Genomic DNA, 24,001 nt, shown 5'->3' with positions numbered 1-24,001 from the left:
CGGCGTCGCTTTGGACGGCGGCCGTTGGCCAGGGAGCCGAGCGATCAGCGACCGGCGCGGGACTCGCGAATGTAGAAGCGCGCCTTTTCGGCGTTCTTCACGCAACCGGTGTAGGCCTCGACCTGCTGCTGCGTCTTGGCGGTGGACAGCAAGGCCAGCGCCTTGGAGTAGCTCACCGTGCCGGAAAAGCCTTCGGCCTTGGCCAGGTCGAGTTCCTGCCAGGCGGAACGGGTCTGGGCGGCGCAGCTGTCGCGATTGACCACCTTGCCCGAACAGCCAGCGAGCACCACGGCAGCCAGCATAGCGGCCAGGACGGGAACCAGTTTCGCTTTCATCTCTCTTTCTCCTTGCACCTGCAACCGGCCGGAACGGCCGGATAACCGCAGCGTAGACCGCCACCCCCAAGCACTGTTCAGCGCCGGTTGCGCAGAAACTCGACCACCGCGGCCTGGTCGCCGCTGAAGATCACCCGGGACGCCTTGCTCTCGCGCTGATAGGCGTACATGGGATCGTAGTATTCCGCCAGCAGACCCTCGATCCAGCCGCGATGCGCCGCGACGTCGCCCGAGCGCTCCTGCTCGGCGAGGGCGTCCTCGAGAATGGCCGACAGGCGCTGGAAGCGTTCGCCCCCCAGACGCTTGGCAATGCCGGAGAGACTCTTGCGCAGCTGTTCGGCGAACAGGCCGAAGCCCTGTTCGGGGCCGTGCAGGGCCACGAATTCCGCCGCCAGGTCGATGACATAGTCGCGCAGGATGCGCTCGATGCGGTTTTCCCGGCTGTCTTCCAGCCAGACCAGCGGGTACTGCTGCATGCCCTGGTGCAATTCCAGCGGCAGGGAGCAGCGACCGACCAGGCGCGATTCGTCTTCCAGCACGAACTGCGCCTGCCCCCCATGACGGCGGCGCAGCAGGTCGATGGCCAGGCTGTTCTCGAAATCGATCTGGCCCGGCTGGGGCGTGGCCCGCTTGCCGAAGCTGGAGCCGCGGTGATTGGCATGGCCTTCGAGGTCGACGGCGTTGTCGAGCTGGGCCACCACCTCGGTCTTGCCGGTGCCGGTCATGCCACCGACCACCACGAAGCCGCACTCGGCCAGGGCCTGCTGCAGCGTATCGATGAGAAAGGTACGCATGGCCTTGTAGCCACCCACCACCCGTGGATAGGCGATGCCGGCTTCGCTGCGCAGCCATTCCTGGCTGATCTGGGAGCGCAAGCCACCGCGGAAGCAATAGAGGTAGCCCTCCGGATGGGCCCGGGCGAAGTCGGCCCAGGCCTGGATGCGCGCCTCCTTCACCGCCCCGGACACCAGCTGGTGACCCAGTTGCAGCGCCGCCTGCTGACCCTGCTGCTTGTAGCGGGTGCCGACGCGCTGGCGCTCCAGGTCATTCATCAGCGGCAGGTTGGTGGCCTGGGGAAAGGCGCCCTTGGCGAATTCCACGGGGGCGCGGACATCGACCAGGGGGACATCGCTCAGGAACAGTGCCCGCAGGTCGCGGGCATCCTCACGCTGGATCATCAGGCCACCTCGACCGCATGGGCGCGCCGGCTCACCAGCTGCCCTATGGGTTGCAGGGCCAGGCCCAGCTCCGCCGCCACGGCGAGAAATTCCGCCTCGCCCTCGGGTGCCACGGCCACCAGCAGCCCGCCACTGGTCTGGGGGTCGCACAGCAGCTGGCGGCGGCCTTCGTCCAGCGGGGCGATACGGCTGCCGTAGCTGTCGAAGTTGCGCTCGGTCCCGCCAGGCACGCAGCCCTGCTGCAGATAGAAATCCACGCCTTCGAGGCGGGGAATGGCGGCGAAGTCGAGTTCGGCGGTGAGGCCACTGCCGTCGGCCATCTCCACCAGGTGGCCGAGCAATCCGAAGCCGGTGACGTCGGTCATCGCCGTGACGCCGGCCAGGCGGCCGAAACGGCTACCGGGACGATTGAGCTGGCACATGGTGTCACGCGCCAGATGGCGATCCTCGGGGCGCAGCAACGCCCGCTTCTCGGCGGTGGTGAGGATGCCGATACCCAGCGGTTTGGTCAGATAGAGGCGGCTGCCCAGGGTCGCGGTGTCATTGCGCTTGAGATGGCGCTTTTCCACGATCCCGGTCACGGCCAGGCCGAAGATCGGCTCGGGGGCGTCGATGGAATGACCGCCCGCCAGGGGAATGCCGGCTTCGTCGCACACGCGGCGACCGCCGGCGATGACCTCGCGCGCCACTTCCGGCGGCAGCACGTTGACCGGCCAGCCGAGGATGGCGATGGCCAGCAGGGGGTCGCCGCCCATGGCGTAGATGTCGCTGATGGCATTGGTGGCGGCGATGCGCCCGAAATCGAAGGGATCATCGACGATGGGCATGAAGAAATCGGTGGTGGAGACCACGCCGCGCTCTTCGTCCAGGCCATAGACCGCCGCATCGTCGCGCGAGGCATTGCCCACCCACAACCGCGGATCCAGGTGCTGGGCGCCGCTGCCGGCCAGGATGGTCTCCAGGGTCTTGGGGGCGATCTTGCAACCACAACCGGCGCCGTGGCTGTATTGGGTGAGGCGAATGGGATCGGTCATCGTTACTCCGGTTCAGCGGTGGCGCTGGTTCGACAGCCAGCGCGAAGGGGCGTAATAGTAGCAAATGCCCGTCAGCCGGCGGGCACCGACCGCGCCTAACAGATCGCCAGCCAAAGCAAAAGGGCTGTTTTCTGGCGGTAATCCACAGTTGCTGTGGATAACCTCGTGGAAAACCTCCAACCGACCCCGGACAAGCGAGCGGCGGTGCGGCGATGGACGAACTGGCGATTTTTTAGCCGGTCCGCCAACTATTTTTTCCCGTTGAAGGGTAGCGAACGGAAGCGCCGTGCGTTATGGCCAGGGTGCGCTAGCATTGCCAGTTTCCCCGGTCATAGCCGTACTCATGTCTTCTCCAGCCTCCTCCGCCCTTACCCCCTGGCAACGCGGCCTGCTGCTCGCCAGCCTCATGCTCATCGCCCTCAACCTGCGCCCGGCGCTCTCCAGCCTGGCGCCCCTGTTACGGCAGATCGAGGCCAGCACGGGTCTTTCCAGCAGCGCCATAGGCCTGCTCACCACCCTGCCGGTGCTCTGCCTGGGGTTGTTCGCGCCCCTGGCTCCGCGCCTGGCCCGCCGCTGGGGCGGCGAACGCACGCTCGGCGCCATCCTGGCATTGCTGGCCGCTGGTATCGTCCTGCGCAGCCTGCTGCCGCCCCTGGGCCTGTTTCTCGGCAGCCTGATCGCCGGCGCCTGCATCGGTATCCTCGGCGTCCTGTTGCCGGCCCTGGTCAAGCGCGATTTCCCCGCCCAGGCCGGCCAGCTGATGGGGCTCTACACCATGATGCTGTGCATCGGCGCCGCCGTGGCCGCCGGGGCCACCGCGCCGCTCGCCGAGGCCTTCGACGGCCGCTGGCAACCGGCCCTCGCCACCTGGGCCCTGGTCGCCGTGGTGGCCCTGCTGGTCTGGCTGCCGCAACTGCGCCAGCCACCCACCATCGCACCGCGCCGCGGGGCTGGCGGTTCGCTGTGGCGCAATCGGCTGGCCTGGCAGATCACCCTGTACATGGGCCTGCAGTCGTCGCTGGCCTATATCGTCTTCGGCTGGCTGCCCACCCTGCTGATGGATCGCGGCCTGGGCATGGTGCAGGCCGGCCTGATGCTGTCGGGTTCGGTGATGACCCAACTGGTCAGCGCTCTCACCGCCCCCTGGCTGGCGACGCGGGGCCAGGACCAGCGCCTGGCCATCGTGGTGGTGATGAGTCTGACCCTCGCCGGCCTGCTGGGCTGCCTTTACGCCCCGGTCGGCAGTCTCTGGCTGTGGGCGGTGATACTCGGCCTGGGCCAGGGCGGGACCTTCAGCCTGGCGCTCGCCCTGCTGGTGCTGCGCTCGCGGGATGCGGAAACCGCCGGACGGCTATCGGGCATGGCCCAGGGCGCGGGCTACAGCCTGGCCTCGCTCGGTCCGCTGCTGGTGGGCATCATCCACGACGCCACCCACGGCTGGGCCCCCATGGGCGTGCTCTTCACCCTGATCGCCGTGCTGGCCACGCTGTTCGGCCTGGGTGCGGGGCGGACCCGCTACGTCAACGACGTCTAGCGGCGATAGAGTCCGGCGGCTCGACTGGCCTCGGTCTGCAGCCGCGGCGCGCGGATACCCGCTTCGCGCAGGGCACGCTGCCAGGCGTCTGCCTGGTCGCCGCCCAGGGTCACCGCCACATCGCCATTGAGCGCCAGGGCCGCCGCCAGCCGGGCGATCCAGGGTTGCTCAGGGGCCCGCTCCAGGGCGGGCAGGAGCAGCTGACCGTCGCGCTGCAACTCCTTGAGCAGGGTGGCGGCGCTCGGCAACAGTTCAGGGAGAGGCTGGCCAGCCTGCAGCCGCTCGGCATGCAGGTAGCCGCGACGGTTGCCGCGGGTGATGCCATAGAGCGTCAGCACCGTCTGCGGCTCCGCCAGTTGCAGCACCAGCAGCCCCTGCTGATCGTCCGGTCCATAGAGCATGGCCTCGCCCAGCAGGCTGTTGGCGATGACGTTGCTGGCGCCGCAATCACGCCCTTCGCACCAGTAGAGCAGCGTCGCGCCCTGCTGCTGCAGGCGCTGCCGCTCGCTGTCCAGCCGTGCCAGCGGCGGATGGCCGCTGGCCAGCTCGAAGGTCTGGGTCTGGAGTTGGCCCTCCACCTGCAGCGAATCCTCCAGGCGCAGGCGACCGCCGATGCGACTGACTGGCCCCAGCGGATAGAGGCGTTCGGCGGTTGCCGGTCCGCTTTCGCGCACCAGTTGGGCATGGTCCATGGGTGCGATCTCCGGCAGCACCTCCGCCTGCGTCGTCCCAAGGGACAGCAGCAGGCCGATCAGCAGGAGGCGTCGCAGGGAGCGGGAGCGCGGGCAGAACAGACGGCTAGGCATGCCGCATTATTCGTCGTGCCCGGTGCCGGCGGCAAAGAAGGCATTGAAACAATCTGCGACGGCCTGGGCGCCCGCCGCATCGTCCAGATGCAGATGGTGCCCGCCCGGCAATTCGTGAAGGCTGAAGTTCGGCTGTTCTCGCGCCAGGCGCATGGCCTCGGCATGGGGCGCCACCAGGCCACCCGTGGCCACCACCAGGGCTGTGGGGCAGCGCACCGCGCGCAGACAGGCTTCGGCCTGCTCCGGGGTGAACCTCATTCGACTGGGCAGCCTCAGGTGGGGATCAGAACGCCAGGTGTAGCCACCGGGCACCGCCATCAAGCCACGCTCGGCGAGCAGCTCGGCGGCTTCCCGACTGACCGTCAGCGACCCCTTCAGCCGCGCCGCTACGGCGTCTTCCACCGTGGCGTAGACCGGCTTGCGCCGGTTGGGCAGCTCCAGCTCCGCCAGCAGCGCCTTGCCGAGTTTCTCGGCGATCTCCTCTGCCGGCGTTGTATAGGGCAGCAGGCCATCGATCAGCGCCAGGCGTTCGATCTGCTCCGGCAGGGCCGCGGCGGCGATGACGCCGACGATGGCGCCCATCGAATGGCCAAGCAGACCGAAGCGATCCCAGCCCAATTGTCGCGCGGCCGCGAGCACATCCAGCCCATAGTCCTGAATCGCATACCCAACGCCCGCAGGACGATGGGCTGACAGACCATGACCCGGCAGGTCCAGAGCCACGATGCGCAGGCCGTGCAGCCGTGGCGCGAGCTGGGCGAAGGTCATGGCATTGTCCAACCAGCCATGCAGCGCCAGCACCGGATAGCCATCTTCCGGACCGAAGGCCCGGGCGCTCAACTCGATATGGGGCAATTCCAGCCGCAATTCCTGCACCTGGGCGGTCATGATTTCCACTCCGCGGGTGCCAGTGCGCGCTTCATGCCGGGGAGGCATCCCGCTGCAAGGGCACCACGGCTACCGTCAGCCGCGAGACACAGGTCAGGCGCCCCTCTTCATCGCTCAGGCGGATGTCCCAGACATGGCTGCTGCGCCCTAGGTGCAGGGGACGCGCCACCGCCGTCACCCGCCCGGAGCGCACGCCCCGCAGGTGGTTGGCATTGATTTCCTGACCCACGCAATAGAAGCGCGAGCGATCCACGCAGAGCATGCTGGCGATCGAGCCCACGGTTTCCGCCAGGGCCACCGAAGCGCCGCCATGCAACAGCCCCATGGGCTGGTGGGTGCGGCGGTCGACCACCATGCTGGCGGTCAGGCTGCTGTCGTCCCAGGCTTCGATCCGCATGTCCAGGTGTTCGGCCAGGGTGTTCTCGAGCGCACGCCCGAGGTCCTCAGGATCCGGAAGGGTCTGCCAGATGCTCATGTACTTTCCTTGCAAGGGCGTCAGCCGTGGAAGCGACTGACCAGATCGAAACCGCCGGCCAGGGGCAGCGGCGCCTCCAGGCACAGCAGGGACGCGGTACTCATGGGCACCGGCGCCTGCCGATGACCGTGCAGCAACCAGCCGGCCAGTTCACCGACGAAGGGATTGTGGGTCACCAGCAGCAGCTCCTCCACCTCCAGTCGCGCCAGCTCCGCCAGGGCGCGTTCCGGCTCGCCGTCGGGCGTGGCCCAGGAAACGCTGCGCAACTCGCCCGGCCAGCCCAGCTGCTGTTGCACCAGGGCCGCCGTCTGCTGCGCGCGCACATAGGGACTGGCGAGGATGAGCTGCAACTTGGCACCCTTGAGCTGCAGGGCGCTGCGCAGCACCTCGGCGCGACCGGTAGCGGTCAGCTCGCGCACCTCATCACTGGGCGCCCGCGCCTCGGCTTCGCCATGCCGCAGCAGCCAGAGCTTCATGGCGCGGTGGCGGAACGGTCGTCGGGTTGCTCGGTGGCCGGCCAGTCGGCGAAGGGCCAGGGCTTCACTTCGCTGGCGAAGGTGCCGAAGCGGACGATCTGCGCCAGATAGCTGCCCAGGGCCGCGCCAAAGGCGGTCAAACCGGGATTGGCTTCGCCCTTGATCAGGCGCACCACCAGTTGCACCAGCACCACTACCGCCAGCACGTACTGCGCACCCAGCCAGACGAACAGGAACAGCAGCATCCAGATCAGGCGCAGGCCTAGCAGCTCGCGGGAATGTTCGGGTTGGGACATGGGAATTCCTCTTTTCAGACAGTGTAGCGGCTCAATTGAAGGGGGCGTCCGCCACATCCACATCGGTCTTGGGCTCGCCGCCCATCAGGGCCTCGATCACCTGCCCCAGGCTGCGGCCCTCGAACAGGATCGCATAGAGGCCGTTGACCAGGGGCATGTAGACGCCCAACTCGTCCGCTTTTTCCTTGAGCACGCGCAGGGTATTGACGCCTTCCGCGGTCTCGCCGATCTGCGCCACCGCCTCGTCCAGGGTCAATCCTCGCCCCAGAGCATGGCCGACTCGGTAGTTGCGGCTCTTCTCCGACGAGCAGGTCACGATCAGGTCCCCTACCCCGGCCAGGCCCAGGTAGGTGATGGGATTGGCGCCGCGCTGCACGGCGAAGCGGGTCATCTCGGCCAGGGCCCGGGTGATCAGCATGCTGCGGGTGTTCTCGCCCATCGCCAGGGCCGCGGCCATGCCGGCGATGATGGCGTAGACGTTCTTCAGGGCGCCGGCCAGCTCCACGCCGAGACGGTCGGCACTGGCATAGACGCGGAAGGTGCGGCCGTGCAGCGCCGCCTGGACCCGCCGGCACACCTCTTCGTCCTCGCTGGCCACCACGGTGGCGGTGAGTTGGTGCTCGGCGATCTCGCGAGCGAGGTTGGGCCCGGAGATGATGCCGATGCGCGCCCGCGGCACGATTTCCGCGAGGATCTCGCTCATCAGCATGAAGGAATGCGCTTCGATGCCCTTGGTGGTGCTGACGAGGAAACGCCCTTCCAGCTGCTGGGCGATGGGTGCCAGGGCCTGGCGCAGCGCGCTCGACGGCAGGGCCACCAGGATCAGCTCGCAGCCCTGGATGGCGCCCTGCAGGTCACTGGTGGCCTCGACCGCGGCGTGCACCTTGATACCCTTCAGATAGCGCGGATTCTCGCGCTCGCGGCGGATGGTCTCGGCCTGGTGCGGATCGCGCATCCACAGGCGCACCGGCAGCCCGTTCTCGGCGACCAGATTGGCCAGGGCGGTACCGAAGCTGCCGCCGCCCAGGACGGCGATGGGGGATTGGACTGTCATCGAAACTCTCGGCTTCACCGCAATCACGCGGCCTCGTCGCTCAGTATACGGTAGCCGCGCGCCGGCCTCAGGGCCGGTTCACGGTCTGCCGCGTATCGGCCGAACGGTATTGAAAACGCCCGAGGAATACTTATCTAGGGTGGGCAAACACCCCTTTCCCGGTGCTGCCCGCCGCGTCGCCCCAGGGCGCGCGCGACCCCGAGCGGGCGCCCAGGATGGAGAATTGACTGCGAAAAGTGCACAATGGTCCGTTAACGAGCGGGGCGCTGGCCTGTGACTTTCCCGATGCCCCGGCAGTCTACTGCTACACGAAGCCATACCCAGAGCGACCTTCGGAGTCGCCAGAGCCTGGACCTAGGCCAGCTACAGGAGCTTGCATGACCAAACAACACGCCTTTACCTACGAAGACTTGCTGCGCTGCAGCCGTGGCGAGCTCTTCGGTCCGGGCAATGCCCAATTGCCCGCACCGAACATGCTGATGATCGATCGGATCACGCATATCAGTGAGGTAGGCGGGAAATACGGCAAGGGCGAACTGGTGGCGGAACTCGATATCCGTCCCGACCTCTGGTTCTTCGGTTGCCATTTCGAAGGTGACCCGGTGATGCCGGGCTGCCTGGGCCTGGATGCCATGTGGCAGCTGGTCGGTTTCTACCTTGGCTGGCAGGGCAATCCGGGTCGCGGTCGCGCCCTGGGCTCTGGCGAAGTGAAGTTCTTCGGCCAGGTACTGCCGACCGCCAAGAAGGTCACCTACAATATCCATATCAAACGCACCATCAACAGGTCGCTGATTCTGGCCATCGCCGATGGCACCGTTAGCGTGGACGGCCGCGAGATCTACTCCGCCGAAGGTCTGCGCGTCGGCCTGTTCACTTCCACCGATAGCTTCTAAGGGCTTTTCGCATGCGTCGCGTCGTCATTACCGGTCTGGGTATCGTTTCGTGCCTGGGCAATGATAAAGACACCGTTTCCGCCAACCTGCGCGCGGGTCGTGCCGGCATCCGTCACAATCCGGAATATGCCGAGATGGGTCTGCGCAGCCAGGTTTCCGGTTCCATCGACCTGAACCTCGAAGAATTGATCGACCGCAAGGTCAAGCGCTTCGTCGGCGATGCCGCCGCCTACGCCTATCTGGCGATGGAGCAGGCGATCAAGGACTCCGGTCTGTCCGAAGAGCAGGTCTCCAACCCCCGCACCGGCCTGATCGCCGGTTCCGGTGGCGCTTCCACCTTCAACCAGATGGAAGCCCTGGACATCCTGCGCGAGAAGGGCGTCAAGCGTGTCGGTCCCTACCGCGTGACCCGGACCATGAGCAGCACGGTCTCCGCCTGCCTGGCCACCCCCTTCAAGATCAAGGGCCTGAACTACTCCGTAGCCTCGGCCTGCGCCACCAGCGCCCACTGCATCGGCCTGGCCATGGAGCAGATCCAGCTCGGCAAGCAGGACGTGGTCTTCGCCGGTGGCGGTGAGGAAGAGCACTGGACCCAGAGCATGCTGTTCGATGCCATGGGCGCGCTCTCCAGCGACTACAACGAGACGCCGGAAAAGGCTTCCCGTGCCTACGACAGCAAGCGTGACGGCTTCGTCATCGCTGGCGGCGGCGGCATGGTGGTGGTCGAGGAGCTCGAACACGCCCTGGCCCGCGGCGCCAAGATCTATGCCGAGATCGTCGGCTACGGCGCGACCTCCGACGGCTACGACATGGTCGCCCCGAGCGGCGAAGGCGCCATCCGCTGCATGCAGCAGGCGCTGTCCACCGTCGACGGCGAGATCGACTACCTGAACACCCACGGTACCTCCACCCCGGTGGGCGACGTGGCCGAGATCAAGGGCGTGCGCGCCGTGTTCGGCGACAAGGCTCCGGCCATCAGCTCCACCAAGAGCCTGTCGGGTCACTCCCTGGGCGCTGCCGGTGTGCATGAGGCCATCTACTGCATGCTGATGATGGAAGGCAACTTCATCGCCGGTTCGGCCAACATCGACGAACTGGATCCGGAAGTCGCCGACCTGCCGATCCTGCGCGAGACCAAGGAAAACGCCAAGCTGGACCTCATCATGAGCAACAGCTTCGGTTTCGGCGGCACCAACGCCACCCTGGTACTCAAGCGCTGGCAGGGCTGATAGCCCTCGCTTGTGTGACCCAAACGGCGCCTCTGGCGCCGTTTTTCATTTCTGCTCCCTGCCCCGCTGAACCGGTCACGGGCCCCGCGGTCGAAGGCGCCGGCACTTCGCCTGCGAACCTCCAGGAAGAATGGATTCAGCAGCACGAATAGCTTAATCTCGCGCCGCTTCGCTGTATCTGCGCAGCCGCCATAGACAGCGCTGTCCGAACTAGCGGGCAGAAACAAGAAACTGTTGTACCCATGGAGCCCCAATGCACAATCAAAACCAGAGCTACCGCGGACCCTTGATCGTCCTCACCATGCTGTTCTTCATGTGGGGTCTGATCACCTCGCTGAACGACATCCTGATCCCCCACCTCAAGGCGGTCTTCACCCTCAGCTATCTGCAGGCCTCGCTGATCCAGTTCTGCTTCTTCACCGCCTACTTCATCGTCTCCTTCCCGGCCGGTCGCCTGGTGGAAAGCCTGGGCTACAAGAAGGGCATCATCGTCGGCCTGCTCACCGCCGGCGTCGGTTGCGTACTGTTCTACCCGGCCGCCGGAGCCCACTCCTACGGTTTCTTCCTGACTGCCCTGTTCGTGCTGGCGGCCGGTATCACCGTGCTGCAGGTGGCGGCGAACCCCTACGTCACCATCCTCGGCAAGCCGGAAACCGCGGCCTCGCGCCTCAACCTGACCCAGGCCTTCAACTCCCTGGGTACCACCGTCGGCCCGCTGGTGGGCGCAGTGACCATTCTGGCGCTGGTCGGTGAAGACTCCGCCGCCCATTCGGTGCAGCTGCCCTACCTGATCCTGGCCGGCATGCTGGTCGCCCTGGCGGTGATCATCGGCCTCTTCCGCCTGCCGCAGATCAAGGACACCGAGCAGGACAACGCCACCGACGAGAACGCCCTGACCGCCAACAGCGTCTGGGCCTATCGCCATCTGCTGCTCGGCGTGGTCGGCATCTTCATGTACGTGGGTGCGGAAGTGTCCATCGGCAGCTATCTGGTGAGCCTGATGGAAAGCCCGGACGTGGCTGGCCTGAACGCCGCCACCGCCGCCAAGTACCTGTCCCTGTACTGGGGTGGCGCCATGGTCGGTCGCTTCATCGGCGGCGTGATCATGACCAAGGTGCGGCCGAACCTGGTGCTGACCTTCAATGCCATCGCCATTGGCGTGCTGCTGGCCGTGGCCGTGCTGCAAGGTGGCAAGGTCGCCATGTGGGCGCTGCTGGCCATCGGCTTCTTCAACTCCATCATGTTCCCGACCATCTTCTCCCTGGCACTCAAGGGCCTGGGCAAGTTCACCTCCAAGGGTTCGGGCCTGCTGTGCATGGGTATCGTCGGTGGCGCACTGGTGCCGGCCATCCAGGGCTACTTCGCCGACACCATCGGCCTGCTGCCCTCCTTCCTGATCCCGCTGGTCTGCTACCTCTACATCCTGTTCTACGGCGTAATGGGCTATCGCCCCACCCTGCGTCGCTGATCCACCCCGAAGCGCTGGCGGCCTGCCGGCGCTTCGTCCCTTCCGCTACCCCTCCGCCCTCCTCCTTCCTTATCTCCCGGCTGATCGACCGACCTGCGCACCTGCCAGATAGCGGGCTGTACGACCCTGCACGCGCGATCTGACCCATCCTGCGCCATCCCCGTACCTCCCGCCATGCAGCATCGGCAGGGGCCGTCTGAAGGGCCCCGTCTTGCCCTTCGCTCTCGGCGTAGCCAAGCCGGCTTGGAGGGCTCTCCCATACCTGCCAATCGAAGGGCCTGGCCTTACGGCCTGACGCGGCGCGGCCACTCTGCTCCGGCCAGATCCCAGGCAAAAGAAAACGCCCGTATCTTTCGATACGGGCGTCTTGTCGTTACCGCAGGGACCGCTCCAGGAGCGGCCCTCGCGTCAGGCTCAGGCAGGCTGGCGAGCTTCCTCGACTTCGACGGCGTTCGGGCCGCGAGCGAGTTCGGTCTTCAGGGTCTGCTCGTCCAGCTGGCCGCACCACTTGGCGACCACGATGGAGGCCACGCCGTTGCCGACCAGGTTGGTCAGGGCGCGGGCTTCGGACATGAAGCGGTCGATACCCAGGATCAGCGCCAGGCCGGCGACCGGTACGTGACCGACGGCGGACAGGGTGGCGGCCAGTACGATGAAGCCGCTACCGGTGACGCCTGCAGCGCCCTTGGAGGATATCAGCAGCACCAGCAGCAGGGTGATCTGGTGGGTGATGTCCATCTGGGTGTTGGTGGCCTGGGCGATGAACACCGCAGCCATGGTCAGGTAGATGGAGGTGCCGTCGAGGTTGAAGGAGTAGCCGGTGGGGATCACCAGGCCGACCACCGACTTCTCGGCGCCCAGCTTCTGCATCTTGGTCAGCATGCGCGGCAGGGCGGACTCGGAGGACGAGGTACCCAGCACGATCAGCAGTTCTTCACGGATGTACTTGATGAACTTGAGGATGCTGAAGCCGTGCATGCGCGCCACGGCACCCAGCACCACCAGCACGAACAGCAGGCAGGTGATGTAGAAGCAGGCCATCAGGTAGCCCAGCTGCACCAGGGTGCCGACGCCGTATTTGCCGATGGTGAACGCCATGGCACCGAAGGCGCCGATGGGGGCGAGCTTCATGATGACGTTGATGATGTTGAAGAAGACGTGGGAGATGCGGTCGATGAAGTTGAACACCAGTTGACCGGTCTCGCCCAGGCGATGCAGGGCATAGCCGAACAGCACGGCGAAGAACAGGACCTGCAGGATCTCACCGGTGGCGAAGGCGTTGACGACCGTCGACGGGATGATGTTCATCAGGAAGTCGATGGTGCTCTGCTTCTCGCCAGCCGCGGCGTAGGCAGCGATGCCCTTGGTGTCCAGGGTGCTGACGTCGACGTTCATGCCGGCGCCCGGCTGGACGACGTTGACCACGATCAGGCCGATCAGCAGCGCGATGGTGGAGAAGATCTCGAAGTACAGCAGCGCCATGCCGCCGGTCTTGCCCACGGCCTTCATGTTCTGCATGCCGGCGATACCGGTCACCACGGTGCAGAAGATGATGGGCGCGATGACCATTTTGATCAGCTTGATGAAACCGTCACCCAGCGGCTTCATGGCAGCGCCGGTCTGGGGATAGAAGTGGCCGAGCAGCACACCCAGGACGATCGCCACGATCACCTGGAAATAGAGACTCTTGTAGAGCGGCTGCTTGACGGGACGCTTGGGCGCGGGAGCTGTGGTAGTTGTTGTTGTGTCGACGGTTGCTGTCATGGCTCTTTCCCTTGTGGCCACTACCTGACGTCCTGTCTGAGTGGGCACCTGACTGAAGTTGGCTCTCTCATCCTGAGAGCTTTTTGTTGTGGACCTGGCGGCCGCGCGACGGTGACACCAGTATCTGGCTGGATATAAGCAATCGCCGTTCCACTTCTTGGTGCGCAATCAAAGGGCCAGCTTTCATGCACCTTTCAGTCGAAAGTCTAGTTGCCAGCGGTGGGCGGAACCCCGCCACCCGACGAAAAGGGGCGGAAATCCCCCACCGCGCGAGGCGGTTTTCCGCCAGTCGCCGTCGGTAGTCGGCTATCCTTTGCGCGCCTTCCAGCGGCGCCTGCCCTGATCCGTTGCCGCCTTCGAGGAGTATCCGGCCGAGATGCCCGCCCTGCCCCCTACCGACCTGCCCGGCTGCTGCACAGCGCCCGCGCCGCTGCCGCCGCTGGCGGAGGAGTTCGACGCCCTGGCCCTGCTGCACTGCCGCTTCGATCCCGCCCAGGTGAGCTTCGAGCGCGACGCCCTGCGCCTGGGCGCCCTGCCGCCGGACAACATCCGTCGCGCCGTGGCCAAGCGCCAGGCCGAATACCTGGCCGGGCGTCTCTGCGCCCGCGAGGCCCTGCGGCAGCTCAGTGGCGCGCCGGCGGTACCCGGTCATCGCCGCGAGGATCGTGGCCCCGCCTGGCCCGCCGGCTGGGTCGGCGCCATCACCCACAGTCACGGCTGGGCAGCCGCGGCGGTGGGCAGCGCCCAGGACTACCTGGGTCTCGGCCTGGATGTGGAAACCCTGCTCGAACCGGCCAAGGCCCTGCGTCTGGCCGACCAGATCCTCACCCCGGCCGAACGGGAAAGCGTGCAGGCGCTGGACGAAGCGCAGCAGGCCTTTGCCATCACCCTGGCGTTTTCCGCCAAGGAGAGTCTGTTCAAGGCGCTGCATCCCCAGGTCGGGCAGATGTTCTTCTTCCAGGATGCCGAGATCCTTGGCACCGATCCCGGCGGGACCTTCGATATTCGGCTGCTGATCGAGTTGTCGCCGCGCTGGTCCGCCGGGACCTCACTGCGCGGTCACTACCGCCTGGACGAAGAACGGCGGTTGCTCACGCTGATCGCGCCCCGTCGCTGAGGCTCTCCTATATAGAGAAAGGGTCGTCCGGTCGATCGGGTGCACAAACGCTGGCCGGGGCAGAACGTCGCAGCGGCTATCGAACGTTTTCTTATGGTGGAGAAAATGCTCATAGCGAACCGGTATATCCCGTGACGCTTTTGTCTCACCCGCCTAGTCACGTTGTACGTTATTTGACCACTTCGCTCTGATCCTAGCCTCCACGCGCACTGACTGGGCACCACCCCCAGGATACCCCCCAGTCCCGAACAGCTTATCCACGTCTTATCCACAGCCGGAAACGTGACAAACGCGACATCTAGTGGCCCTTGCACCCCCGCACCACCATATATAGCAGTTCGTCGGCATGGGGTGGGACGGCGAAACACCCCTCTGTCAAGACTGTCTTCCCTAACGAGGAGGGCTTATCCTGTCGCCCGAATTATGAATTTCCAGGGTCCCTGACCCCGAACGCCGGCTCCTGCGGGAATCGGCGCTGGTACGGCTTTTCGTTGGAATCTTCATTGGTAATGGCGCGACAGGCAGTCGTCGCGCAGGCCCACGGGCCGACACTCTTCCGGATCGCCGGCTCGCCGACGATCCCCTCTTTCCGATCAAGGGAGTTCCGCATGCACACCGACCTGACCCGCGAGCAAGCCCAGCAGGGCCGCCCGGCGCAAGATGCCAGCCAGGACCTGGGCGCCACCGCCCCCGGTCAACTGCGCGTCATCAAGCGCAACGGTACCGTCGTCCCCTACACCGACGACAAGATCACCGTGGCCATCAGCAAGGCTTTCCTCGCCGTGGAAGGCGGTACCGCCGCGGCCTCCTCGCGCATCCACACCACCGTCAAGCAGCTCACCGACCAGGTCAGCAGCACCTTCAAGCGCCGCATGCCCTCCGGTGGCACCATCCATATCGAAGAGATCCAGGACCAGGTCGAACTGGCCCTGATGCGCGCCGGCGAGCAAAAGGTCGCCCGCAGCTACGTGATCTACCGTGAAGCCCGTAGCCAGGAGCGCAAGCAGGGCGCCGCGAGCGACATCGCCGAGCCGCACCCGAGCATCCGCGTGACCAAGGCCGACGGCACCACCCAGCCGCTGGACATGGGCCGCCTGAACACCATCATCAGCGAAGCCTGCGAAGGCCTCGAAGAGGTGAACGGCGAGCTGATCCAGAAGGAAACCCTGAAGAACCTGTACGACGGCGTGGCCGAGAAGGACGTCAACACCGCCCTGGTGATGACCGCCCGTACCCTGGTCGAGCGCGAGCCCAACTACTCCTACGTCACCGCCCGCCTGCTGCTGGACAGCCTGCGCGCCGAAGGCCTGAGCTTCCTCGGCGTCGCCGAGTCCGCCACCCACCACGAGATGGCCGACCTCTACGCCAAGGCCCTGCCCGCCTACGTCGCCAAGGGCGTGGAGCTGGAGCTGCTGGACCCGAAACTGGCCACCTTCGACCTGGCCAAGCTGGGCGCCGCCATCGATCACGAGCGCGACCAGCAATTCACCTACCTCGGCCTGCAGACCCTGTACGACCGTTACTTCCTGCACAGCCACGGCACCCGCTTCGAGCTGCCGCAGCTGTTCTTCATGCGCGTGGCCATGGGCCTGGCGCACATGGAGAAGGACAAGGAAGCCCGCGCCATCGAGTTCTACAACCTGCTGGCCAGCTTCGACTACATGGCGTCCACGCCGACGCTGTTCAACGCCGGCACCCTGCGTCCGCAGCTGTCCAGCTGCTACCTGACCACCGTGCCCGATGACCTGTCCGGCATCTATGGCGCCATCCACGATAACGCCATGCTGTCGAAGTTCGCCGGCGGCCTGGGCAACGACTGGACCCCGGTGCGTGCGCTCGGCTCCTACATCAAGGGCACCAACGGCAAGAGCCAGGGCGTCGTGCCCTTCCTCAAGGTGGTCAACGACACCGCCGTGGCGGTCAACCAGGGCGGCAAGCGCAAGGGCGCGGTCTGCGCCTACCTGGAAACCTGGCACCTGGACATCGAGGAATTCCTCGAGCTGCGCAAGAACACCGGTGACGACCGTCGTCGTACCCACGACATGAACACCGCCAACTGGATCCCCGACCTGTTCATGAAGCGCGTCTTCGAGGACGGCAACTGGACCCTGTTCTCCCCCGCCGACGTGCCCGATCTGCACGACCTCTACGGCAAGGCCTTTGAAGAGCGCTACGAGTACTACGAAGCCCTGACCGAGTACGGCAAGCTCAAGCTGCACAAGACCATCAAGGCCAAGGATCTCTGGCGCAAGATGCTGTCCATGCTGTTCGAGACCGGCCACCCGTGGCTGACCTTCAAGGACCCGTGCAACCTGCGCAGCCCGCAGCAGCACGTGGGCGTGGTGCACAGCTCCAACCTCTGCACCGAGATCACCCTGAACACCAACAAGGACGAGATCGCCGTGTGCAACCTGGGTTCGGTGAACCTGGTGAACCACATCGTCGACGGCAAGCTGGACACCGCCAAGGTTGCCCGCACCGTCAAGATCGCCGTGCGCATGCTCGACAACGTCATCGACATCAACTACTACTCGGTGCCCCAGGCGGAGAACTCCAACCTCAAGCACCGTCCGGTCGGCATGGGCATCATGGGCTTCCAGGATGCGCTGTACCTGCAGCACATCGCCTACGGTTCGGATGCCGCCGTGCAGTTCGCCGACACCTCCATGGAAGTGATCAGCTACTACGCCATCCAGGCCTCCTGTGACCTGGCCGAGGAGCGTGGCAGCTACTCCAGCTTCCAGGGTTCGCTGTGGTCCCAGGGCATCCTGCCGATCGACTCCGAGAAGCGCCTGATCGAAGAGCGCGGCGCCAAGTACATCGAGGTCGACCTGTCCGAGACCCTGGACTGGGCCCCGCTGCGCGAGCGTGCCAAGAAAGGCATCCGCAACTCCAACATCATGGCCATCGCGCCGACCGCGACCATCGCCAACATCACCGGCGTGTCCCAGTCGATCGAGCCGACCTACCAGAACCTCTATGTGAAGTCGAACCTCTCGGGCGAATTCACCGTCATCAACCCCTACCTGGTACGCGACCTCAAGGCCCGCGGCCTGTGGGACTCGGTGATGGTCAACGACCTCAAGTACTACGACGGCTCCGTGCAGCAGATCGAGCGCATCCCGCAGGATCTGAAGGACCTGTACGCCACCGCCTTCGAAGTGGAGACCAAGTGGATCGTCGAGGCCGCCAGCCGTCGCCAGAAGTGGATCGACCAGGCCCAGTCGCTGAACCTGTACATCGCCGGCGCCTCGGGCAAGAAGCTCGACGTGACCTACCGCATGGCCTGGTTCCGCGGTCTGAAGACCACCTACTACCTCCGTGCCCTGGCCGCCACCAGCACCGAGAAGTCGACCATCAACACCGGCAAGCTGAACGCCGTGAGCGCCGACCCCATCACCGGCGTCCAGGCCAGCGCGGCCCCCGCCCCGGCGCAGAAGGTCGAAGCGGCGCCCGCCGCGGCACCGGCTCCGGTGCCCAAGGCCTGCAGCCTCGACGATCCCGAGTGCGAAGCCTGCCAGTAAGTACCCAAGCCCTCTCTTAGCAGAGGGCTGCTCTTTATCCCCTCTCCCCCTGGGAGAGGGCCAGGGTGAGGGCCTAACCCCCACCCGCGCACCGCTCTAGATCCCCTCTCCCTCCGGGAGAGGGCTAGGGTGAGGGCCCGCCGCCCCACCCCCACCACACAGCCACCCAGGAGACACCCCATGCTGAACTGGGAAGAATTCGACAAAGACGACGACACCGCCATCGCCAAGCCCGCGCAGGCCGCCGGCCAGCAGGCGCCCGCCCAGACCGAGCGCCTGGATTCCGAGGGCGACGCCCTGGTCCATGACGCCCGCGCCCTGTCCGCCGACGACTCCGACGCCGTGGCCCGCGCCAAGGCCGCGCTGAACGAGCTGGACATCCAGGAAGGCCTGGACGACCTGGAAGGTTCCTCCGCGCGCGTGCACGTCGGCGACAAGCAGATGATCAACGCCCGCGCCGACCTCAACCAGCTCGTACCCTTCAAGTACGACTGGGCCTGGCAGAAGTATCTGGATGGTTGCGCCAACCACTGGATGCCCCAGGAAGTGAACATGAACGCCGACATCGCGACCTGGAAGAGCGCGGACGGCCTCACCGAGGACGAGCGCCGCATCGTCAAGCGCAACCTCGGCTTCTTCTCCACCGCCGACTCCCTGGTCGCCAACAACCTGGTGCTGGCCGTCTACCGCCTGATCACCAACCCCGAGTGCCGCCAGTACATCCTGCGCCAGGCCTTCGAAGAGGCGATCCACACCCACGCCTACCAGTACTGCATCGAATCGCTGGGCATGGATGAAGGCGAGATCTTCAACATGTACCACGAGATCCCGAGCGTCGCGAAGAAAGCGAGCTGGGGCCTGAAGTACACCCGCTCCATCTCCGACCCCGAGTTCAAGACCGGTACCCCGGAGACCGATCGCCAGTTCCTCAAGAACCTGATCGCCTACTACTGCGTGCTGGAAGGCATCTTCTTCTATTGCGGCTTCACCCAGATCCTCTCCATGGGTCGCCGCAACAAGATGACCGGCACCGCCGAGCAGTTCCAGTACATCCTGCGTGACGAGTCCATGCACCTGAACTTCGGCATCGACATGATCAACCAGATCAAGATCGAGAACCCGCAGCTGTGGGATGCCCAGATGAAGGACGAAGCCACCCAGATGATCCTCCAGGGCACCCAGCTGGAGATCGAATACGCCCGCGACACCATGCCCCGCGGCGTGCTGGGCATGAACGCGGCGATGATGGAGGACTACCTCAAGTTCATCGCCAACCGCCGCCTGACCCAGATCGGCCTCAAGGAAGAATACCCGGGCGCCACCAACCCCTTCCCCTGGATGAGCGAGATCATGGACCTCAAGAAGGAGAAGAACTTCTTCGAGACGCGTGTGATCGAGTATCAGACTGGTGGGGCGTTGAGCTGGGACTAAGCTAATCAAGCCCCGCTATGCGGGGCTTTTTTTACTCAAAAGATATATAAAGCTATAAGTTTTTTATATCTTGCCTCCACCTACCAGCAGTGAATTTATCATTTCTATCTATTCGCTTTCTTACACTACCGGGCTTCCTACCAAGTTCTTTAGCGATTTCAGCGACGCTCATTTCAAAGTCGACCAACATCACTCTCAACTTCTCTTCGTCAACTAACCCCCACTCCCATCCATGTCGCGGATAGCGTTCTTTTACCGCCGCGATAGCGGCCAATCTTATTTTTCTTTGATTGTCACGAATTCTAATTATTGGAGAAAGCTGAGCTCTTGCCAATTTCACGCCTAGCTCAGGCAAATTAGAATCTGAAAGGCTCGATAAAAAAACCTTGCTTGCATCATCCAGCTCAGGAATATTACCAATATTTTCCTTTATACGAACCATCTTGGAGTTACGCTCGATCTTTCCAAGAACAGAATAATCTTTATGATTAAAAAAACGACCTAACCAGAAGCCGCTGACTAACCTTTGCTGAATCGCACTTTCTATCAGAACAGAGCGCCGCCTATCAAATGGAGAAACGTTTAAAGCCCAAACCCCCAACCTAGGAACATATTTATCCTCAACATACTCTCTCCAACTTAATTCAAAATCCTGCTTTGGCATAAGCAAGTTTTTTGGAGAGACAAGATCCAATGTTGTTGATGCCCAGACTTTCCCCTGCAAAGCCAAACCCCTAAAATACTTAATATAATTTTTTATACCAACTGAACTCATTAGAAAATATAAATCTTCTGAATCCGTTACTTTCCAAGCAGATCTATTTCCTCTGAGAAAACCCTGGTAATGCTGAAAAATCCGCCTTCCAATAAATTCAGAAACCCCAACATACACCACCCTATTCAAAAAACCTTCATGCACTAATAAATAGACACCTCCAAAATTATGATTCATCGCTCGTTTCATGCCACCCAAATATATCCACCTCACAACATCTCTCCAAGTAAAATATTTATTTTCAAGTTGGCGATATAAGTCATAACCAACTTGAGCGCTGTGAAAAGCTTAATATTCGACATCAAGTGGCACCACCAATCTACCACTAAATTTTAACCTTCATTAATAATGCAAACCATTCAAATACGCAAATAGCAACAGCAATTCCTTTAATAATAGCACGAACCTAAACCCCTTAACCGATTAACCGATTAACCGATTAACCGATTAACCTCAGTCACGCACCCTTTACAACAAAAAGCTTGCGTTATATTTACCCTATAAATACCCTATAAACAGCAATATGATATATTGCCATTCCAGGATGGCTATACATTTAAACCCCCATCAAACAGCACCCAACGATGATATCTTGGACTTCATTCTTAAACGTCCTAAGACTGCCCAACTGGCCACGACTCGCTATCAGCTGAGGTATTGCTACCGACTCTCGGCTTCGGGATGTTCCTGGCCTATTTCGCCCGTAATCACTTCTATCCGAGCTTCGATCTCTTCCAGTTTTCGTCGTTGCTGCTGGCCGCTGCCTGTCTGGGCTTCCTCACCATAGGCGCCTTCGTCGCCGCATTATTCCTGCCTGGGGCCTGGGTCTATTACCGCTTTATCAATACGGCGGCGATCAAGGAAGACATCACCTACGCCCTGCCCTATCGCGGCGAGGGGCGCTTTCGCAAGATCATGCTGTTGATGACGCTGGTGTTCTTCGTGCCCTATCTGCTGGCGGGGTTCAGCGATGCGGCCATTCTCCTAGTCGATCCTGAACTCTTCCTCAGCGTCGCCTTTCATGCGCCCATCGCCATCACGCTGCTGGCGGGTATGGCCATTCAGGGGCTGTTCGATTTGCGCCGCTTCAGTTTTCTGAAGTTCGTCTGGGAGGCTTACCTGCCGACAACGGTCGTTGGCCTGTTCATCTTCTGGATGCTGGCGCAGGCCTATCCACTGGTGAGCGATTGGCAGCCGCTGCTCAAGTGGGGTGCTCTGGCCATCGCCCCCTTCATCATTGCCTTCGTCACGACCATGACTTCCATGCTGTTCATCGCCGGCTGGAAGGCGGCGATGATGTTTTCGCTGTTCTTCGCCCTCTTTCTGGCCGGCTATAGCGGTGTGCTTACCACTCTGCCCGAGACCATGGTCAGGACGCTGGGCCTGGGTAACTACCACGCCAAGGCGATCGTGCTCGACACCTCCTATTGCGCCAAGGAGCAGGCCAGAGTGCTGCCCACCGATGACCAGTGCGTGCTCAAGGAGGTGCAGGTGGTCTGGTCGCTGGGCGAGGCCTTCGTCCTGCGGCTGGCGGATGGCAGCACGGCGCGGTTGCCGGCCACGGCGATTCGAGCGCTGGTGAAACACCAGTAACGGGTGGGCCAACTGCCTAAGCCAAAGGTCAGGTTTGAATTAGCGTTATCTGCCCGTCATCATGGCGCGCAATCCTCTGCCTCAAGCCCGCGCCTGCCGTGTCGATAAGACTGCGGTGCGGCTTCGCTTTGGCGGGCGCTTGTCCCAAGCAGGGAGCGCCCTTCTCGTATCCAGACAGGTCCGATTCGCCCATGGCACTCGATGCCCCCACCATGCTGACCCTCACCATCGCCCTGGCGGCTGCCGCGGCAGGCTATCTGGCCATCGAGTGGCGGTCGGTGCGCGAGTCGGCGCTGCTGTACTGGAGCACGGGCTTTGCCCTGATTTGCGTGGGTAGCACCCTGGCGCTGTTGCGCAGCCAGGGGCTGCTGCTGGTGGGCATCTGGTTCGCTAATGGGCTGCTGATCTTCGTGCATGGGCTCTTTCTGCTCGGCGTGGCGCGCTTCACCGGGCGGCGGCTGAGTCTGGGCTGGTGGGCCATCGCCGCCGTCTGGCTGGGGTTGCTGCTGCTGCCCAACGAGGCCTGGTGGTCCAAGGTGATGCTGGTGGTGCAGTCATTCCTGATCGGCATCCTGGCGATACGGGCGAGTCTGCTGTTGCGGCGGCGCAATGCCGGGGAACGGCAGCTGCGTGCGGTGCTGCTGATCCATGGTCTCTTCTACCTGACCAAGATGATTCCGCCGCTCACCCCCGGCACCCTGATCGATCTGGCGGTCTATCGCGGCGCCATCATCCAGATCTCCCTGGTGGAGGGGGTGATGGCGGTGATGCTGATCGCCCTGTCGATGACCGGCACGGTGCGCTATCGCCGCGAGCAGCATATCGAGCGCCTGGCCGGCAGCGATCCCCTGACCGGCCTCTATAACCGCCGGGCGCTGGAGGCCGAGGCGCCACGACTGTTCGGCCAGGCGACACCGGCTCGACCCGGCGCCCTGCTACTGATCGATCTGGACAACTTCAAACTGGTGAACGACCTCCATGGCCATGCGGCCGGTGACGGTCTGCTGATCGCCCTGAGCGACCTGCTGCGCACCACCCTGCCCCGCCAGGCGCTGGCCGCTCGGCTGGGGGGTGATGAATTCGTGGTGGTGCTGGGTGAGGCGGTTGATGCGGATGTCGTGCGTTTGGCAGACACGCTGCGCCAGCGCTTCAACCAGCTGGCGGCGCAGCGCTTGCGGACGCCCGAGCCCGTCACCCTGAGTATCGGCGCGGTGCTGTTCGATCAGCCACCGGAAAGTCTGGCGGCCTTGCTGGAGCGCGGGGACGGTGCCCTCTACGCCGCCAAGCGCGGCGGGCGGGATGGATTGCGGATGAGCCTGGGATGAAGCCGCGCTAATGGCTTAGGCTTGGGCGATCGCCTGACCGGAGCCCCCATGCCCATCGCCCTCGAATCCCCCGACCAACCCGAGGTGATCGCCCTGATCGCCGAACTGGATGCCTATCAGGACGGCCTCTATCCGCCCGAGAGTCGTCATGCCCTGAATCTCGCATCGCTCATGCAGCCGAACGTGCTGTTCCTGGTCGCCCGGGATGACAGCGGCACTGCCCTGGGCTGTGGGGCCATGGTGCTGCAGGACGACTATGGCGAGATCAAGCGGATGTATGTGAGCCCCAGGGGTCGCGGGCAAGGGTTGGGCGGTCGCCTGTTGGCGGAGCTAGAGCGTGAAGCGACAGGCCGCGGGTGTGAGCTGGCGCGACTGGAGACGGGGCCTTATCAGCCGGAGGCCTTGAGGCTTTATGAGTCTGCGGGTTACCAGCGGCGTGGTCCTTTTGGGGCGTATCGGGAGGATCCGTTGAGCGTGTTCATGGAGAAGCGACTGGAGGCGTAGGGTGGACAACGCGAAGCTTGTCCACGCGGGAGCTCTGGGGTTGTGCGTTGGTGGCATGAGTGGAAAAGGCTGCGCCGTTTTCCACGCTACGGGTTTTGTAGGGCGGAGAACGCGAAGCTTGTCCATGCGGGAGCTTTGGGGCCTTGCGTTGGGGGCGTCAGTGGAAAAGGCTGCGCCGTTTTCCACGCTACGGGTTTTGTAGGGTGGACAACGCGAAGCTTGTCCATGTGGGAGCTTTGGGCCGTGCGCTGTGGGCGTCAGTGGAAAAGGCTGCGCCGTTTTCCACGCTACGGGTTTTGTAG

Annotated in this window: 21 protein-coding genes; 10 read left to right on the top strand and 11 right to left on the bottom strand. The window is 63.8% G+C overall.

Annotated elements, in window-relative coordinates; all coding sequences use genetic code 11:
* Positions 1-44 precede the first annotated feature (44 nt).
* The 3 genes from POR01S_RS00100 to selD all read right to left on the bottom strand — a co-directional run bounded on the left by POR01S_RS00100 (position 45) and on the right by selD (position 2,547).
* On the bottom strand, positions 45-335 hold the full coding sequence (locus POR01S_RS00100; RefSeq protein WP_042132888.1) for a hypothetical protein: 291 nt from the start codon (positions 333-335) through the stop codon (positions 45-47).
* 77 nt (positions 336-412) lie between these two features.
* Positions 413-1,513 carry a tRNA 2-selenouridine(34) synthase MnmH gene (gene mnmH / locus POR01S_RS00095; RefSeq protein WP_042132886.1) on the bottom strand — a complete coding sequence of 367 codons (1,101 nt, stop codon included), beginning with the start codon at positions 1,511-1,513 and terminating at the stop codon, positions 413-415.
* Entirely contained in the window at positions 1,513-2,547 is a 1,035-nt protein-coding gene (gene selD / locus POR01S_RS00090) for a selenide, water dikinase SelD (RefSeq protein WP_027601626.1), read from the bottom strand. The genes mnmH and selD overlap by 1 nt, the downstream gene beginning before the upstream one ends.
* A gap of 343 nt (positions 2,548-2,890) precedes the next feature.
* On the opposite strand from selD, the gene POR01S_RS00085 reads away from it, so the two are divergent.
* Positions 2,891-4,081, top strand: coding sequence for a CynX/NimT family MFS transporter (locus POR01S_RS00085; protein WP_255211778.1), 1,191 nt, complete (start codon positions 2,891-2,893; stop codon positions 4,079-4,081).
* On the opposite strand, the gene POR01S_RS00080 is transcribed toward POR01S_RS00085, so the two are convergent.
* From POR01S_RS00080 to POR01S_RS00055, 6 genes are read right to left on the bottom strand one after another with little or no spacing between them, the layout of a single operon-like run.
* The gene (locus POR01S_RS00080; RefSeq protein ID WP_042132883.1) at positions 4,078-4,887 is read right to left on the bottom strand and encodes a DUF4892 domain-containing protein; all 810 of its coding nucleotides are present in this window, start codon (positions 4,885-4,887) and stop codon (positions 4,078-4,080) included. The genes POR01S_RS00085 and POR01S_RS00080 overlap by 4 nt on opposite strands.
* Before the next feature lie 6 nt (positions 4,888-4,893).
* Complete coding sequence (locus POR01S_RS00075) at positions 4,894-5,775, bottom strand: alpha/beta fold hydrolase (RefSeq protein WP_042132880.1); 882 nt, start codon at positions 5,773-5,775, stop codon at positions 4,894-4,896.
* Positions 5,776-5,806: 31 nt separating this feature from the next.
* Positions 5,807-6,250: a hotdog fold thioesterase gene (locus POR01S_RS00070; protein ID WP_017641977.1), complete on the bottom strand. Its 444-nt coding sequence runs from the start codon at positions 6,248-6,250 to the stop codon at positions 5,807-5,809.
* A gap of 20 nt (positions 6,251-6,270) precedes the next feature.
* Entirely contained in the window at positions 6,271-6,726 is a 456-nt protein-coding gene (gene sixA / locus POR01S_RS00065; RefSeq protein ID WP_042132878.1) for a phosphohistidine phosphatase SixA, read from the bottom strand.
* Positions 6,723-7,022 (bottom strand): DUF4389 domain-containing protein, encoded by a 300-nt coding sequence (locus POR01S_RS00060; protein ID WP_007160482.1) that lies wholly within the window; start codon positions 7,020-7,022, stop codon positions 6,723-6,725. Before POR01S_RS00060 ends, sixA begins: the two co-directional genes overlap by 4 nt.
* 31 nt (positions 7,023-7,053) lie before the next feature.
* Positions 7,054-8,076: an NAD(P)H-dependent glycerol-3-phosphate dehydrogenase gene (locus tag POR01S_RS00055; RefSeq protein ID WP_042132876.1), complete on the bottom strand. Its 1,023-nt coding sequence runs from the start codon at positions 8,074-8,076 to the stop codon at positions 7,054-7,056.
* Between the two features lie 377 nt (positions 8,077-8,453).
* Here POR01S_RS00055 and fabA point away from each other — a divergent pair, with 377 nt between their 5' ends.
* The 3 genes from fabA (at position 8,454) to POR01S_RS00040 (ending at position 11,666) form a co-directional block, all read left to right on the top strand.
* Positions 8,454-8,969, top strand: a complete 516-nt coding sequence (fabA, locus tag POR01S_RS00050) for a 3-hydroxyacyl-[acyl-carrier-protein] dehydratase FabA (RefSeq protein WP_007160484.1) — start codon at positions 8,454-8,456, stop codon at positions 8,967-8,969.
* Between the two features lie 11 nt (positions 8,970-8,980).
* On the top strand, positions 8,981-10,198 hold the full coding sequence (fabB, locus tag POR01S_RS00045; RefSeq protein ID WP_027598063.1) for a beta-ketoacyl-ACP synthase I: 1,218 nt from the start codon (positions 8,981-8,983) through the stop codon (positions 10,196-10,198).
* Between the two features lie 253 nt (positions 10,199-10,451).
* Positions 10,452-11,666 (top strand): sugar MFS transporter, encoded by a 1,215-nt coding sequence (locus tag POR01S_RS00040; protein WP_027601621.1) that lies wholly within the window; start codon positions 10,452-10,454, stop codon positions 11,664-11,666.
* Between the two features lie 414 nt (positions 11,667-12,080).
* Here the strand turns inward: POR01S_RS00040 and POR01S_RS00035 are convergent, their stop codons facing one another.
* Entirely contained in the window at positions 12,081-13,430 is a 1,350-nt protein-coding gene (locus POR01S_RS00035) for a dicarboxylate/amino acid:cation symporter (protein ID WP_027598064.1), read from the bottom strand.
* A gap of 376 nt (positions 13,431-13,806) precedes the next feature.
* On the opposite strand from POR01S_RS00035, the gene POR01S_RS00030 reads away from it, so the two are divergent.
* The 3 genes from POR01S_RS00030 to POR01S_RS00020 all read left to right on the top strand — a co-directional run bounded on the left by POR01S_RS00030 (position 13,807) and on the right by POR01S_RS00020 (position 19,502).
* A complete protein-coding gene (locus POR01S_RS00030; RefSeq protein ID WP_042132871.1) occupies positions 13,807-14,547 on the top strand; it encodes a 4'-phosphopantetheinyl transferase family protein in 741 nt (246 codons plus the stop codon).
* Positions 14,548-15,155: 608 nt separating this feature from the next.
* Positions 15,156-18,071, top strand: a complete 2,916-nt coding sequence (locus tag POR01S_RS00025; protein WP_042132869.1) for a ribonucleoside-diphosphate reductase subunit alpha — start codon at positions 15,156-15,158, stop codon at positions 18,069-18,071.
* Between the two features lie 180 nt (positions 18,072-18,251).
* Positions 18,252-19,502, top strand: coding sequence for a ribonucleotide-diphosphate reductase subunit beta (locus tag POR01S_RS00020; RefSeq protein ID WP_042132867.1), 1,251 nt, complete (start codon positions 18,252-18,254; stop codon positions 19,500-19,502).
* 52 nt (positions 19,503-19,554) lie between these two features.
* Here POR01S_RS00020 and POR01S_RS23595 read toward each other — a convergent pair whose 3' ends face one another.
* Positions 19,555-20,454, bottom strand: a complete 900-nt coding sequence (locus POR01S_RS23595; protein ID WP_156044989.1) for a GIY-YIG nuclease family protein — start codon at positions 20,452-20,454, stop codon at positions 19,555-19,557.
* A 504-nt stretch (positions 20,455-20,958) separates the two neighbouring features.
* Between POR01S_RS23595 and POR01S_RS00015 the strand changes: the two genes are divergently transcribed.
* From POR01S_RS00015 to POR01S_RS00005, 3 genes are all read left to right on the top strand, one after another.
* On the top strand, positions 20,959-21,870 hold the full coding sequence (locus POR01S_RS00015) for a hypothetical protein (RefSeq protein WP_042132864.1): 912 nt from the start codon (positions 20,959-20,961) through the stop codon (positions 21,868-21,870).
* A gap of 191 nt (positions 21,871-22,061) precedes the next feature.
* Complete coding sequence (locus POR01S_RS00010; protein ID WP_042132862.1) at positions 22,062-23,195, top strand: GGDEF domain-containing protein; 1,134 nt, start codon at positions 22,062-22,064, stop codon at positions 23,193-23,195.
* A gap of 48 nt (positions 23,196-23,243) precedes the next feature.
* Positions 23,244-23,699, top strand: coding sequence for a GNAT family N-acetyltransferase (locus POR01S_RS00005; RefSeq protein WP_042132860.1), 456 nt, complete (start codon positions 23,244-23,246; stop codon positions 23,697-23,699).
* Positions 23,700-24,001 lie beyond the last annotated feature (302 nt).

It is taken from the genome of Pseudomonas oryzihabitans NBRC 102199, from assembly GCF_000730625.1.
In the GTDB taxonomy this organism is placed as follows: domain Bacteria; phylum Pseudomonadota; class Gammaproteobacteria; order Pseudomonadales; family Pseudomonadaceae; genus Chryseomonas; species Chryseomonas oryzihabitans.
The sequence above is the reverse complement of the archived record's forward strand: the minus strand, read 5'-3'. Positions and strand labels throughout refer to the sequence as shown.